11 protein-coding genes and 1 pseudogene are annotated in these 14,489 nt (G+C 59.4%); 4 read left to right on the forward strand and 8 right to left on the reverse strand.

Features of this window, described 5'->3' with window-relative positions; all coding sequences use genetic code 11:
• Positions 1 to 853 precede the first annotated feature (853 nt).
• The 4 genes and pseudogenes from HJB84_RS07900 to HJB84_RS07915 all read left to right on the forward strand — a co-directional run bounded on the left by HJB84_RS07900 (position 854) and on the right by HJB84_RS07915 (position 4,595).
• Entirely contained in the window at positions 854 to 2,971 is a 2,118-nt protein-coding gene (locus HJB84_RS07900; RefSeq protein ID WP_221115647.1) for a carboxy terminal-processing peptidase, read from the forward strand.
• 146 nt (positions 2,972 to 3,117) lie between these two features.
• Positions 3,118 to 3,261, forward strand: a pseudogene (locus HJB84_RS07905) (DUF1778 domain-containing protein); the annotation flags it as partial.
• Complete coding sequence (locus tag HJB84_RS07910) at positions 3,258 to 3,485, forward strand: hypothetical protein (RefSeq protein ID WP_259669604.1); 228 nt, start codon at positions 3,258 to 3,260, stop codon at positions 3,483 to 3,485. The pseudogene HJB84_RS07905 and the gene HJB84_RS07910, both read left to right, overlap by 4 nt.
• A 213-nt stretch (positions 3,486 to 3,698) precedes the next feature.
• A complete protein-coding gene (locus HJB84_RS07915) occupies positions 3,699 to 4,595 on the forward strand; it encodes a GGDEF domain-containing protein (protein ID WP_207585625.1) in 897 nt (298 codons plus the stop codon).
• A gap of 69 nt (positions 4,596 to 4,664) precedes the next feature.
• Here the strand turns inward: HJB84_RS07915 and HJB84_RS07920 are convergent, their stop codons facing one another.
• The 8 genes from HJB84_RS07920 to HJB84_RS07955 form a co-directional block, all read right to left on the reverse strand.
• Complete coding sequence (locus HJB84_RS07920) at positions 4,665 to 5,477, reverse strand: ABC transporter ATP-binding protein (protein WP_207585540.1); 813 nt, start codon at positions 5,475 to 5,477, stop codon at positions 4,665 to 4,667.
• Positions 5,474 to 6,463: an ABC transporter ATP-binding protein gene (locus HJB84_RS07925; RefSeq protein ID WP_207585541.1), complete on the reverse strand. Its 990-nt coding sequence runs from the start codon at positions 6,461 to 6,463 to the stop codon at positions 5,474 to 5,476. The genes HJB84_RS07920 and HJB84_RS07925 overlap by 4 nt, the downstream gene beginning before the upstream one ends.
• 1 nt (position 6,464) lies before the next feature.
• Complete coding sequence (locus HJB84_RS07930) at positions 6,465 to 7,322, reverse strand: ABC transporter permease (RefSeq protein ID WP_207585542.1); 858 nt, start codon at positions 7,320 to 7,322, stop codon at positions 6,465 to 6,467.
• A 3-nt stretch (positions 7,323 to 7,325) separates the two neighbouring features.
• Positions 7,326 to 8,330 carry an ABC transporter permease gene (locus HJB84_RS07935; protein WP_207585543.1) on the reverse strand — a complete coding sequence of 335 codons (1,005 nt, stop codon included), beginning with the start codon at positions 8,328 to 8,330 and terminating at the stop codon, positions 7,326 to 7,328.
• Between the two features lie 121 nt (positions 8,331 to 8,451).
• Positions 8,452 to 10,356 carry an ABC transporter substrate-binding protein gene (locus HJB84_RS07940; RefSeq protein WP_207585544.1) on the reverse strand — a complete coding sequence of 635 codons (1,905 nt, stop codon included), beginning with the start codon at positions 10,354 to 10,356 and terminating at the stop codon, positions 8,452 to 8,454.
• A gap of 203 nt (positions 10,357 to 10,559) precedes the next feature.
• Complete coding sequence (locus HJB84_RS07945; protein WP_207585545.1) at positions 10,560 to 12,068, reverse strand: alpha-N-arabinofuranosidase; 1,509 nt, start codon at positions 12,066 to 12,068, stop codon at positions 10,560 to 10,562.
• Positions 12,069 to 12,276: 208 nt separating this feature from the next.
• Complete coding sequence (locus tag HJB84_RS07950; RefSeq protein WP_259669603.1) at positions 12,277 to 13,203, reverse strand: transcriptional regulator; 927 nt, start codon at positions 13,201 to 13,203, stop codon at positions 12,277 to 12,279.
• Positions 13,204 to 13,320: 117 nt separating this feature from the next.
• Positions 13,321 to 14,436 (reverse strand): acyltransferase, encoded by a 1,116-nt coding sequence (locus tag HJB84_RS07955; RefSeq protein WP_207585547.1) that lies wholly within the window; start codon positions 14,434 to 14,436, stop codon positions 13,321 to 13,323.
• Between the last annotated feature and the right edge of the window lie 53 nt (positions 14,437 to 14,489).

Below are 14,489 nucleotides of genomic sequence, written 5' to 3' on the forward strand. Positions count from 1 at the left end.
TCATGCCTTTGTCGAATTTTGAGCTGGCAATCGCTCCGATCGTGGCGAGGTCGGGTAGCGGAACTGAGCCGTAAACTATGGGGGCAGGCGGAGCATCTTTGAGTGCCGCCTTGGTCACGACGACGGCCTGCTTGGAGGAGCCGTTGCCCATAACCATGATGGCATTGTCGCCGGCCATATTTCGAAACGATTGGGAAGAATGTCCAGCGGCATGCGTGCTCCTTTCCGGAGTCGCAGCCCTTCTAACATGCTGCGCGGTCCAATGATATGCAGCACATTCTTAGGTGGGTGAACATTCTTTTCCCGCGATAGACCCGGAGTGCTGCATATTGTACGGCGCAGCAACCATACCGATTCTGGTGCGTTGCAGACTGCTGACCCTTCGTCTTGTCGGCCGCACGGAGATATTAGCCTTGCGACCGTTCTCCGACACAATTGCACGGTTAATTAACCTGACCGCTGGCTCGGTGCGCAGCCAACAGGCTCTCGTCTAAACACAGTATCGGCGCGGGCGATGGGCATCGTGCCAAGAGCTGGCGGCGGGAATTTTGCGAAACCCCTCACTTCCTCCAGGCTCGATCCGACTGCACTAGCGAGATATATCCGCCGCCCGATCCGCTTGCTGTGGTCCCACTGGTTCTTCGAATCCGAGAAAATGCAGGAAGTTTCGAAGACGTATCGATCACCCGTCCAGCGGATTGACGCGGAGCACTTTCTCGCGATCGATCGTGCCGGGCCATTTTTCTCAGGCCTCGCAGACTAATCCAATTTGCCTCCTGCTTGCCAAAAAACCACAATTGCCTCACTTAGATCACACATCCACCCTCGGCATGAAGAATTGGATCAACGCTGCATGCGCATAGCTTTCGTTTTTCTCGGTGCATTTCTTGCAATCGTACAGTCCGCCTCTGCTGAAGTCGCATCGCCGCCGGTTTTGGCGCCGCTGGAGCGACAGGCGCAAGCTGCTCAGTTGAGCGCACAATTTCTCTCGCGCTATAGCTACAAGCCGGTTCCGCTCGACGACGCCTTGTCGGCGAGGGTCATGGATCAGTTCATCAAGTCGCTTGATCCGGACCGCATGCTGTTCCAGCAGGCCGACATCGACAAGTTCATGGCTGACCGCAGCGAGATCGACGATGCGATCGAACGGAAGGACTTGAAGATCCCGTTTGCGATCTTCAACGCCTATGAACAGCGCGTTGTCGACCGCATGACCTATGCGCGCGGCCTGCTGAAGCAGGGTTTCGATTTCAGTACAAAGGAAGACTATTCGGTGCTGCGCGAAAAGGCGCCCTGGCCGCAGTCGCAAGCCGAGAGCGATGAGCTGTGGCGCAAGCGCGTCAAGAGCGATTGGCTGCGGCTGAAGCTCGGCGGCAAAACCGATGCGGCTATTCGCGACACGCTTGACAAGCGGTATGACAACACGCTCGAGCGCGTTTACAAATTCAAAAGCGACGACGTTTTCCAGTCGTTCATGGATGCCTATTCAAACTCGGTCGATCCGCACACGGATTATTTCGGCGCGGCCGCTTCCGCCGATTTCAATGTCTCGATGAAGCTGTCGCTGTTCGGGATCGGCGCGGTGCTGCAGGAGCGCGACGATTACACGACGATCCGTGAACTCGTGCCCGGCGGGCCGGCGCAGCTTTCCGGCAAGCTCGCCGTCGGAGACCGCATCACCGGCGTTGGCCAGGGCAAGGATGGGGCGATCAAGGAAGTTGTGGGAACGCGCCTTGATGAAGTCGTGCAGATGATCCGCGGCAAAAAAGGCTCCGTCGTGCGGCTGGACATTCTGCCGGCCGATGCCGGCGCCGATGCCACACATCGCGTCGTCAACCTGGTGCGCGATAAAATCAGTCTCGATAAGCAGGCTGCCCGGAAGACTGTGCTGTCGGTGAAAGTGGGCGATATCGAGCGAAAAATCGGGATCATTACCCTGCCGGTCTTCTATGAGGATTTCGAAGCCAAGGGCAAAGGCGACAAGGATTATAAAAGTGCAAGCCGCGATGTCGCCAAGCTTCTCGGCGAGCTGAAAGAAGAGAATGTCGACAGCGTTCTGATGGACCTGCGCAACAATGGCGGTGGTTCATTGGATGAGGCGATTGATCTGACCGGCCTCTTCATCGGCAATGGCCCGGTCGTTCAGCAGCGTGCCGGCAACGGCAAGATCGAGGTCAAGGATTCGGATTTCCCAGAGCCTGTCTGGGCAGGCCCGATGGGTGTGCTGATCAATCGCGGCTCGGCCTCGGCTTCGGAGATTTTTGCCGCGGCCATCCAGGATTACGGTCGCGGCGTGATTGTCGGCGAACCCAGTTTCGGCAAGGGTACCGTCCAAACCGTCGTCGATCTCGACCAGGTGGTTCACAACAGCAAACCCGAATTCGGCGAGCTGAAAGTGACGATCGCCCAGTTTTTCCGGGTCAATGGCGGGACGACGCAGCTGCGCGGCGTGACGCCCGATATCAGCTTGCCGGGACTGTCCGATCCCAGCAGCTTCGGCGAGACCAGTTATGACAATGCCCTGCCATGGGCCGAGATCAAGCCTGCGAACTATTCGCCGGCCGATACGGTTGCGAAACTGCTGCCGGCGTTGCAAAGCCGCCATGATGCGCGGGTCAAGGGCGATCCGGATTTCCAACGCCTGTTGAAGGACATTGCCGACCTGACGACGCAGCGCGAAAAGGGGATTGTTTCCCTGAATGAAGCTGAACGTCGCAAGGAAGCGACGGCTCGCGCGGAGCGGTTCAAGGCCCGGGCGCAGGAAAGCGGTGGCGACGATCCCGGTGGCGATGATGGCCTGGAGTCAGGCGAGCGCAGCCTGAGCGCCGATATTGCCATCGAAAATGCCCGCAAGAACGCAAAAGACGTGTTGCTCGACGAGGCCGCCGACATTCTTGCAGACGCGGTGGATCTGCAGGGCGGCTTCCTGAATGCAGCCACGAAACCATCGGGAAAGACGGACGGGAAATAGTCAGACCGACTACAGCGCCGCCCGGTTGCGCACATGACGGATTGCGTAACGATGATATTTTTACGATACTTTGTAAGATGACGTCGTTACGCTCTGTCGTGCCCAGACAGGAGTTTCCCATGCCTTCCTCACTCACGAACAAAAGTCCGGAAGTGCTGCTCGACCGGACCACATTCACGGTCAGCCCCGAAATCCATGCCGAATATCTTGCCCGCCTCGACGCGCCAGCGCATCCCAATGACTGCCTGAAACGGACCATGTCGACCAAAGCGCCATGGGACGAGGCGTGACCCTCAGCGCGCCGGCACCCCTGGCCGATCATCACGAACTGGCCGAATTCTGTTCCGCCGTGTGCCTGAACTCGATGACTGGCTGCGATCTATCCTACCAGGGGCGGGGTATCGGCAGGGCATTGGTGCGCGATGCGGGCCTGCGCCTGCTCAACGCCGCAGAAATCCTCGGAATCCGCGGTATGCTGGTGCATGCGATTTCGGACGGCGCGCGCCTTCTATGAAGCGGTCGGCTTCCTGCCCTCGCCATCCGACCCCATGATGCTGATGGTCGGGTTGCATGATCTCAGTAGCGCGCTGCGGTGAAGCCGCCCGCGACGAGCTGTTCTCGTTGACGTTCCCGTAATCACGGGAGGCGCCCTTGCTTGCCGCAGCCGGCCCTTTCCTCATAGGATTACTGCGCCATGTCATGCCAGGGCAACCAGACAGGGTTCGATATGGACGCGCTAGCCAAAAAGCTTCTCAACCTTTCCGCGCACACCGAAACGCTGATTGCGGTCTATGACAGCGATGACCAGCTGCAATATGCCAACAGCGCCTTTCGTTCGGCCTATTTCATCGAGCCGGATGAGGCGCCGCTCTGGCCGGATCTCATGCGGCGCAATTTCGAGCTGAGCCGTGGCACCGTCATTCGGACTGGTAATTTCGAGGCGTGGCTGCGCTCAACCCAGTCGCGCCGCGGCAAGATCGGCTATCGCGCCTTCGAGACGGACTTGTGCGACGGCCGATGGCTGTGGATGACCGAGGCGGTGCAGCAGAACGGTTGGATGTTGTGCATCGCAAGCGATATCACCAGGCTCAGGGCGCATGGCAGGACAGTCCGGCAGGATCGCGATCAGGCGATCAAGGCGTCCTACACCGACGAACTCACCGGCGTCGCCAACCGCCGCTTCGTCATGGCGAGGGTCGAAGACATGCTGGCCGCCGCCCACAATGGAAGCAGCGGCTGCCTTGCCGTCTTCGACATCGACAATTTCAAGCACATCAACGATCGGCTCGGCCACCACGCCGGCGATCTCGTCCTGCGCGATTTCGCCCATCGCATTCATCAGAGCGTTCGCCGCAGCGATTGTTTCGGCCGGGTCGGCGGCGAAGAATTTCTTCTCGTCATGCCGGCAACCGGCCCGGAAGACGCCATCGCCATTATCGAGCGCATGCTGACGGTGATCCGCTTCTCCCGGCCGCTCGCTGACTCGCCCGACTTCAGCTACACCTGCTCCGCCGGCATTGCCGCCTGTCTGCCGTCAGACAGCGCCTCGGAGCTTTACCGGCGCGCCGATCAGGCGCTCTATGCCGCCAAGCTGAGCGGCCGCGACAGGGTGCGCGCGGCGTAGGGAAAGATGCTGGCTGGTTTTCCGCAGTGATTCGAAGATCTCTGCCGCGGCGCGGGCGGCCCTCCCCAGCTACGCTACTGGGCTGAAATCCGCCGCCAGCACCGCCTCCTTGAGCGCACGCGAATAGGGATGCTGCGGATTATCCAGCACGGGGCGGGCCTGTCCTCGTTCGACGATTTCGCCTTTGCGCATGATGATGATGTTGTCGCTGACGTAATAGGCGGTGGCCAGATCATGGGTGATGTAGATGATCGACAGGCCGAGTTCGCTTTTCAGGCGGCCGAAGAGGTTGACGATGGCCATGCGCAGCGATGCGTCGACCATCGAGACCGGTTCATCGGCGACCAGCAGGCGGGGTTGCGGGATCAGCGCGCGGGCAATGGCGACGCGCTGAAGCTGGCCGCCTGATAGTTCGTGGGGAAACCGGCCTTTCACCTCTTCAAGCGTCAGGCCGACATGCGTAAGCGCGGCATCGGCCATCCGCTCCGCTTCTTTCCGGTCTATCCGTTTTCCCGGGCCCGACAGATTGCGGGCCGTCTCAAACAGGTAACGGTCGACCCGCTTCAGCGGATTGAAGGCTTCGAACGGGTTCTGCAGAACCGGCTGGACCTCCTTCATGAAGGCCTTGCGTTCGGATCGGCTATGGATGGAGACGGTTTTGCCGGAGAATTCCAGCTGCCCTTCCGTCGGTTCGGTCTGCCCCAGGATCATCGCCGCGATCGTCGATTTGCCCGAGCCGGATTCGCCGACGATCGACAGGATCTCCGGCTCCTCGCCAAGTTCGAAGCTGACATCCTTGACCGCCGTGACCAGGCGCCGGCCGAGCATGCCGCCCTGCCGGTAGATTTTCGTGACATGCGAGAGGCTGAGCAGAGCGGTCAAAGCTGATCTCCCGTAACTGCGAAACAGGCGACGCGCCGCCCTGGCTCGACGGTGACGAGCGGCGGCACCTTCTGTGAGCAGATATCCATCCGCTTCGGACAGCGCGGGTGAAACCGGCAGCCTTCCGGCGGCATGGCAAGGTTGGGTGGACGCCCCTCCAGCGAAGGCCTGGTCGTCGCATCGCCGATCCGCGGCAGGCTGCCGACAAGGTGCTGCGTATAGGGGTGCAGCGGCCTGCTGAAGAGCTTGGCGGTCGGCGCTTCCTCGACGAGACGCCCGGCATAGACGATGCCAATGCGGTCGGAGACCGTCGCGTGAACCCCCATATCATGGGTGACGAACAGAAAGGACGAGCCCATCTCGCGCTGGATTTCGCGGATCATCGACAGCACGTCGCGCTGAACGATCACGTCGAGCGCCGTCGTTGGTTCGTCGGCGATGATGAATTCCGGCGTCAGGATGGTGGCAAGCGCAATGGTCATGCGCTGGCGCATGCCGCCGGAGAGCTCGTGCGGATAGGCGTCGAGCAGCTGCGGATCGAGCTTCAGCCGCTGCAGATGGGCGGCGACTTTTTCGAAGAAAACTTGTTTGCCGACGGGCATGTGGCGAAAGGCGAAATCGGTGAAGGAATGGCGGATCCGGCGCACCGGATTGAGCACATTCATCGACCCCTGCATGATATAGGACAGATGCTTCCAGCGCAGCGCCATGCGCTCCTCCGGCTTCATCGCATAAATATCCTGGGTGCCGCCGGCGAAATGGAATTTCACGCTCCCCGACACGACCCGCAGCGGCGGCCGGATGGCGCCGGCAATGGTTTTGATCAGGGTGGTCTTGCCGCTGCTCGATTCACCGGCAACGCCATAAACCTCGCCGCGGCCGATCGTCAGGCTGATATCGTCGACGGCGCGCACCTCGCGATCGACGCCATAAAGGAAGGCACGGTAATAGGCTTTCAGATTCTCGATTTCGACCAAAGGGTCCATGCTAACTTCCCATCCGGTTCAGCCGGCTGCGCGGATCATTGTATTCGTTCATCGACATCGACAGCAGGAAGAGCGCCAGGAAGAGAACGACGATCGCGGCGACGGGTGCCGCCACCCACCACCATACGCCTGATATCAGCGCCGAATGCGCATTGGCCCAGTAGATCATCATGCCCATGGTCGGCGTCTCGATATCGGTGAAGCCGAGCACCGACAGGGTGATCTCCATGCCGATCGACCAGATCATGTTGTTCATCGTGGTGGCAAAGACGATCGGCAGAACGTAGGGCAGGTGCTCCTCGGCGAGGATCTTGCGCATGCTCATGCCGGAATAGACGCTCTGGGTGGTGAACGGCCTTGTCTTGAGGCCGATCGCCACCGAGCGGATGAGGCGCGCATCGTAGGACCAGCCGAGCGAGGCCATGATGACGATCAGCGCGGTCCAGGTCATGCTGTCCTTCAGCACGAAATAGAAAAGGATCAGCAGCGGAAATTGGGGGATGACCATGACGCTGTCGTTGATCGCCATCAGCACCCGGTCGACCGCACCGCCGGCATAACCGGCGACGAGGCCGACGACCAGCGAGATGATGCGTGAAATAAAAGCGACGCCGATGCCGAAATACAAGGTGTTGCGAAGGGCGGTCGTCAACTGCCAGAAAACGTCCTGGCCGCGCGATGTCGTGCCGAGCCAGTAATCGCCATCGGGCGGCATGTCGGGTGGCAGGAGATAGATGTCCGTCGGGGCGTAGGGCGAGAAATAGGACAGGATGATCAATCCGACGATGACGGCAAAGAGCAGCAGGCCGCAGAGGAATTCCATATTCTGGCGGGCGAGGTCACGGATAATGGTAAACATGCTCTATTCCACCTTGATACGCGGGTCGATCAGCGGGCTCAGAATGTCGATGATGAACACCGCGGCGGCGACGCCGACGATCGACAAGGCGCTGAGGCCGAGCACCAGGCTGTAGTCGCCGGCATGCACCGCCGAAATCAAAAGGTTGCCGATGCCGGGATAGCCGAAGACGATTTCGGTGATGACGGTGCCGTTGAAGATCGCACCGAGCGACATGGCAAGCCCGGTGAACTGCGGCACCATGGCATTGCGGGCGATGTAGGAGCGGAGAATTTTCCGCTTCGGAACGCCGCCGAGCTCGGCGAAGACAACGTAGTCATCGGTGATGATGTTGGATACCAGCGCGCGCATGCCGATCAGCCAACTGCCGGTTCCGACAAGGATCAACGACATGGCCGGCAGGATCGAATGTTCGAGGATATCGAGGACCAGGGAAAACGACAGGTTGAGATTGGCGTTCATCTCATAGCCGCCATTGATCGGCAGCACCGGCCAGAGATAGCCGAACAGGATGAGCAGCACGAAGGCGAGAATATAATAGGGAATGGGAAGCAGGGCGATGCAGACGAGGCTGACGGCCTTCAGCACCGTATTCTTCCGGTAATAACCGGCGAGCGCGCCGATCGCATTGCCGAGCACGAAGGTGATCAGGGTGGAGACCGTCATCAGCCCGATCGTCCAGGGCAGGGACCGCAGAATGATGGTGGAAACGGGTGTGGGAAAAGCCGACAGCGAGGGGCCGAGATCACCGGTCGCAAGCCGCAGCCAGAAATGCAGATATTGCTGCCAGATCGAGCCCTCCATGCCGTAAAGCTCGCGCAGTGACTGGCGCATCAGTTCGATCGCATTCGGATCGGACTGCCCCATCTGGGTAATGGCGCCGATGCTTTCTTCGACCGGATCGATCGGGGTCAGGTGGGTGACGAAGAATGTGATGCTGACGCCCAGAAAGACGACGAGCAGAAACTGACCGAACCGCTTCAGTACAAAGATCAGATAGGACGTCATAGAGCAGTGGTTCCTCTCTGGTTTCCTTTCATCGATGGGACAGCATCGACGGGAAAGGATCGGCGGGCAGAGCCCGCCGATAAGGGGCCGGCGCGATGGCTGCGCGCCGGCGTTGGGAGGATTATTTCGGTTGAGCCGGCTTCAGTTTGACCATCATCAGCCTGGAGTTGGCCCAGTTCGGCACCGGGTCGGTATAGGGGTCTTTGATGGTCGGATAACCGGTCCAATAGGTCGTGTCCATCGAGGTGAAGACGTTATAGGACATCAGCGGGATCGTCGGCATTTCGCGGGCGGCCAGCTTCAGATAATCCTTGCCGAGCTCGATGCCCTTGGGATCGTCGGCGCTGATGCCGCGAATGGTCTCGATGATCTTGTCGAGCTCCGGATTGCTCCAGCGCTGCCAGTTGCGCGGCGGCTGAACGTCACCCTTCTTGGCCACGAACTGCGAGTGCCAGCTGTCGAGGAAGAACGACAGGTCGGGATCGCCGCCCCAGGTCTCGACGCTCCAGGCAATCGCCACCTGGAAATCGCCGGGCTGGAGTGCCACCTGCCATAGGCTGGTCGTCGGCACGGCTTTGGCGTCGATGCCGAAGGCGGCCCATTGCTGCGCGATCAGCGTGCCTGCTCGGGTGAAGACGGAGCGCGAATCGCCCTCCACGGTCATCCGGATCCTGAACGGCTTGCCGTCCGGGGTCATCCATTTGCCGCCGGCCTTCTTGAAGCCTGCCTTCTCCAGCAGTTCGCCGGCAGCCTTCGGATCCGGCTTCCACCAGCCATAGCCGAAGGCCGTGCTGATTGCCTCAGGGTCGGTCGGGATCTGGTCCTTGAACTTCGGCTGCTTGCGCAGCAGATCGGCGATCTGCTGGCCGATGCTGGGGTCATAGGGCTTGATCTTCTGCTTGCCGGTGTCGACCTCGAAATCCTTCAGCCAATCCTGCATCGGCGCCTGATAGTCTTTCATGGCGATTGCCGTCGGCGGTACGCCGAGCGCCGAGAGCGTCGCAGCGCCGCGATAGCTCGCCATGTCGACGGCCTTGATGTCGATCAGCAGGGCCAGCGCCCAGCGCACATCAGGATTGTTGAAGGTCGGGTCCTGGGTGTTGAAAATCACCGCCGGAAGGGTCGGATCCGGATGGGCGAAGGGGAAGCCCGGGAACCAGGTCTCGATCGACTTGGATTTTTCCTTGAGGGTGAACATGCCCTCAGGGGTGTTGTCGTGGATGATATCGAGATTGTGCTCGAGCTGAGCGATGGTGCGTTTATCCGGCGGGCCGGGATCGGTGTAGGTCACATATTTCGGGGCCGGCTCGCCGAAGCGCGCAAGCGATGTTTTCTGCCAGTCCTCACGCTTTTCCCAGGTGTACCATTTGCCCTGGGGATCGTAAGCCTTGAGCTTGTAGGCGCCGAGCGAGACGGGGTTGGCGAAATCGTAGCGGATCGGATCGGCGACTTTCTCGAACACATGCTTGGGCATGATCCAGGCGCCGTTCCAGCGCACGGTGAACAGGGCATGGAAGCGCGAATTGGGCTTCTTCAGCTTGAACACCACCGTCTGGGGATCGGTCGCCTCGACGCTTGCCACCTGAACCGAGAAGGCAGCACTCCAGACCATGCCGGGATGATCCATCTGCGTCTTGACGGTATAGACCACGTCGTCGGCCGTGAACTCGACGCCGTCGCTCCAGAAGAGCCCCTTGCGCAGTTTCACGGTCATCTCGGTGAAGTCGGCATTATATTGCGGCTTGTCGGCGGCCAGGGAACTGTCCCAGGTCGAGCCGCCAAGCCCTTGTTCGGGGTCGATATACCAGAGCGTATCCATGGTCAGCTGCTGCAGGCCGGTGGAAACACCGCCGCCGCCATTGACCCAGATATTGAACCAGCCCGGATTCTTGATCGTCCCTTCCGGATTTTCGACGATGAGCGTCTCCTTGCGGGGCAAGGAGGTATAGTCATCGGCCTTGGCCGCCGCTGTCAGGCCGAGTGCGGCCAGCGCGACGCCAAATGCGAGCCTCTTCCACTGTTGCATGAACTCCTCCCTAGAAAGCGACGATACGGCGGCCGCAAAGGCACGCATGGGCACGTCGCGGTTGTCGGTTCGCGAAAGCATCAGGACTTGAAACACTCAAGGTCCAAGGCTCTAGCCAACCATCCCTCCAACCCGCCTGCCTCCTCGCAGTCGAGCCGAATCTCTTTAGCCGGGGGCCAATGGGCCTTACCCGGCGGCGGCTGTCAGACCGACAGCCGAATGACGTTGTAGGACAGCGGCTTCAGCGCCGCCCGCAACCTGCCGTCCTCGATCTTCGCAGTCTGGACATTGACCGGCGCGACCGTATCCTGCCGCGCAGCCGTGTTGACGGCTAGCAGATCGCTATGGGTCATCTCCACCTGCTCGATGACGCTGGCGGTCCCAAAACCTTCCAGGCGCACGTCGAAATCCAGTGCCGTCTGCGGATGACGGTTGACGGCAAAGAAGGTCAGCGTCTTGCCATCCTCGGAATGGACGGCGGAGACGTCGAGATAGGGGACGTCGTTCTCCTCGTCGCTGTCATAGGTCGGGCCATCGACGACCAGCTGCAGTGCCGATCCACGGCCATATCTTGAGGCGTAGTAGAAGGGGTAGTAGATCGTCTGGCGCCAGGCGGCCCCGCCGTCATCGGTCATGATCGGGGCAATAACGTTGACGAGCTGGGCGATGCAGGCGATGCGCACCCGGTCGGAACGGCGGATGAAGGTATTCAGGATGCCGCCGACCTGCAGCACGTCTTCGAAATTATAGACGTCTTCAAGCAGATGCGGCGCATCCGGCCATTCGTCGCGCGCCAGGATTTCCTTGTCCTGCTGGTTGGAATGATACCAGACGTTCCATTCGTCGAAGGAAATGCCGATCGTCTTCTTCGAGCGCTTCTTCGCCTTGATGTAGTCGATCACGCCGCCGATCGTGGTGATGTAGCGGTCGAGCTTCGTCGCCCGGGCGAGATAGTTGAGGGTATTCTTCTCGCGGTTGGCAAAATACATGTGCAGCGAGATATGGTCGGCGCTGTCGTAGCACTGCTCGAGGACTTGAGCCTCCCAATCCGGATAGGTCTGCATATCGGAATTGGACGAGCCGCAGACCACCAGTTCGAGCGACTTGTCGAAGCCGCGCATGGCTTTCGCCGTCTCGTCGGCCAACCGGCCATATTCATAGGCCGACTTGTGGCCAACCTGCCAGGGGCCGTCCATCTCATTGCCGAGACACCACAATTTGACGTCGTGCGGATCGGCCCAGCCGTGCTTGCGGCGCAGATCGGAATAATAGGTGCCGCCGGGATGATTGCAATATTCGAGGAAATTGCGGGCGGCATCCAGGCCGCGCGAGCCGAGATTGACGGCGAGCATCGGCTTGGTGTTCGCCTTCTTGCACCAATCGACGAATTCGTTGACGCCGATCTGATTGGCTTCACGGGTGCGCCAGGCAAGGTCGAGGCGAACCGGGCGTTCCGACCGTGGGCCGACGCCGTCTTCCCAATTATAGGCCGAGACGAAGTTGCCGCCGGGATAGCGGCAGTAGGGCGTGTCGAGATCACGCACCAGATCGAGCACATCGCGGCGGAAGCCGTCCTCGTCGGCGGTGGGATGTCCGGGCTCGTAAATGCCGCCGTAGATCGCTCTGCCGAGATGCTCGAGAAATGAACTGTAGAGCCTGGCGTCAATGGTCGCGATGCGGAAATCGCGGTGGGCAACGACATTGGTTTTCAACGGATCCTCCCGTTTATGTATCAGAAATTTTGTTTTCTTGCTCCTAACTTGATATCAGGAATGTCGTTCTGTCAACCGACCGCCGTTTTTAATCATACTAATGTAATTTTCGGGAAAATCATTTAATTACAATTCATTGTCTATATTTCGAGAGTCGCTAATTTGAAAAAGAAATGAAACTCGAAATCACGATTTATGATATTGATTTTCAGACATGCAGCCGCATGATGATATCGCGGCCATGATTTCCAAAGCTGCGGCCGAAAATATTGACGCCGCCTGTATGGCCGGCATTCTCGGCGATGCCGACACGCAGGCGGATGGAGGAGTGCTGGCCAAGCGCCAGGTCGCCGAGCGTGACATTCGATGCGGCGACACCGTCGATGAAGGTTCCGCGCGTCGAGATGCGCCAGGTCTTCATCATTCCATATTGCGAGCCTTCGAGCTTCCACCAGGCCGGCGTGAAGGCGCCGCGTTTGTCGCCATAGTCGCCGGGCGAGGTCCAGGTGCCAATCGCCATGCCGTTGACCCAGAGGGTGATGTCGGAAGGCCAGTCCGCATTGGTGCCGGGCACTTCCGACGACAGTTCCATCGAAAATTCGATGGCGCGGATATCCTTGTTCAACACCTTGGCATTGTTGGGGAATTTATACTCCACATAGCCCCGCCCGAACCAGACGAGCCCGGCCTGCATGCGCTGCGGATCAAGAAAATAGTCGGGCACATCGAGAGGGCCGATGACGCTCTCGGTCGAGCAAAGACCGCATGGCGCATGCACGTCGCAGCTGGTGTAGAGCCCGACAGGCATCTCGACTTCGATGATATTATTGGCCCGTTGCGCGGCACTTTCCTCGAAGCTGATCAGGATTTCGCTATAGACCGCCGAGCAGATCTTCTGGTTGCCCTTGCGGGCCTTGGCCAGCCGCGACTCGACCAGCCCGGCCTCTTCCAAAATCTGGATGCCGGTGGCGACGGTGGATTGCGGAAGCGAAAGCGCCTGCGCAATATCATTGATATTCGTCGGCCCTTTGGCGCAGAGCAGCTTGAGCATCTCAACCCGCGCCGGCGCCGAAAGCGCCCGTATCGCCGTATTATTCTCACCGGCGGCAATCGTCAAAAACGAACGTTCCATCATTCCCCCACTATTTCCGATGAAATGATGTATATCGGAAATTATGATACATCAAGGGGAGCAGTGCCGAATGGTGTTGGTATCCGAGAACAGTCACGCGTCAAAGTCCGGCTGTGACGATCAAGAGCGCCAGACGTCACTGCGACGTGGGTCGAAGTCGCCTTTCTCAGGGGATGCAGGCTGTCGCTGGAGGAATGAGATTCGTTTTAACCGCAGCGCATGCTTTTCCAGCAGATGCCATGAAAGCCAGCCGAGCAACCACGCTGTCGGCAGGGAAAGCGCTAAGACCGCCCACCACGTGCTGTACTCGCCGAGGGCATGGTTCATCGTCTGCTCCACTGGCCAGCCATAGAGATAGGTCCCGTAGGAGGCGTCGCCCAAGCGTTCGAGAGTCGGCAGGCGTATCACCGGCGAGGTTGCGATGTAGATAAGCGGATAGGCGAACAACATGCGGCCGTAAAGATAGCCGGGCCAGAAGACGAGGCAGAGCATACCGAGCGCTACGAAGATCAATGCCAGGACTATATTGGGCTGCCGCTTTTCCATCACGAACCTCAGAAGCGAACCGCAGAAGAAGTAGGGAGCGATAAAAGTAAAATCCGTCAGGAACCGTATCTTTGGCCACGGATGATCGAAGAAAAGCTGCCAGGTCACGCCTACGGCGAGGGCAAGTGCCATCAGCGGGGCTCGCAGAAGCCCGATTACCATTAATCCGGCGACGATGAGGTAGCAGAAGATTTCCTGCCCGATCGTCCAAAGAGAGCCGTTGACCGAGGTGGCAAGCCAAGAGATGGCGGGGTCATAAAACTGCACATGCGGCAGGGTCATGCCAAAGTTCGGGTCGAGCAACGAATGCAGTGTCGTCTTCATATGAAGCGACTTGAGCAAGTAACCACTGACGCCCAACGGGCTGTACAAGGCGCCCAAGACATAGACGCTGAGCAGCGTACAGACGATAAATGCCGGGTATATTCTCAGCGCCCGCCTCCAGAGAAAACCACCCGCGCTGCCGAACTGCGCGCTCTGCGTGACGAGGAAGCCGCTGCTGATGAAAAACACATAGACGCCGAAGAGGCCAAGGATATTGCCCTCTCCGAGCAAACGCTCAAAGGGCTCGTTCGCCGAGGTCTTTTCCGAGATAAGGAAGGCATGCGAGAAGATTACCGTGGAGGCTGCCACGAGCCTGATCATATTGAAGTTCGGGTAAAATGCCTTCTTGATTTCGCGCTCGTGCATGGAGCCTCCCGCACTTTTGCAGTTTAACTATTCATTAAGATAAGTTTTGAATG

The organism is Rhizobium sp. NZLR1b (assembly GCF_019685155.1).
GTDB lineage: Bacteria > Pseudomonadota > Alphaproteobacteria > Rhizobiales > Rhizobiaceae > Rhizobium.

What these genes read in the sequence shown, in the direction of transcription:
- HJB84_RS07900 (WP_221115647.1), top strand. Translation starts at nt 854, where the DNA reads ATGCGCATAGCTTTCGTTTTTCTCGGTGCATTTCTTGCAATCGTACAG.
- HJB84_RS07915 (WP_207585625.1), top strand. Translation starts at nt 3,699, where the DNA reads ATGGACGCGCTAGCCAAAAAGCTTCTCAACCTTTCCGCGCACACCGAA.
- HJB84_RS07925 (WP_207585541.1), bottom strand. Translation starts at nt 6,463, where the DNA reads ATGGACCCTTTGGTCGAAATCGAGAATCTGAAAGCCTATTACCGTGCC.
- HJB84_RS07930 (WP_207585542.1), bottom strand. Translation starts at nt 7,322, where the DNA reads ATGTTTACCATTATCCGTGACCTCGCCCGCCAGAATATGGAATTCCTC.
- HJB84_RS07935 (WP_207585543.1), bottom strand. Translation starts at nt 8,330, where the DNA reads ATGACGTCCTATCTGATCTTTGTACTGAAGCGGTTCGGTCAGTTTCTG.
- HJB84_RS07940 (WP_207585544.1), bottom strand. Translation starts at nt 10,356, where the DNA reads ATGCAACAGTGGAAGAGGCTCGCATTTGGCGTCGCGCTGGCCGCACTC.
- HJB84_RS07950 (WP_259669603.1), bottom strand. Translation starts at nt 13,203, where the DNA reads ATGATGGAACGTTCGTTTTTGACGATTGCCGCCGGTGAGAATAATACG.
- HJB84_RS07955 (WP_207585547.1), bottom strand. Translation starts at nt 14,436, where the DNA reads ATGCACGAGCGCGAAATCAAGAAGGCATTTTACCCGAACTTCAATATG.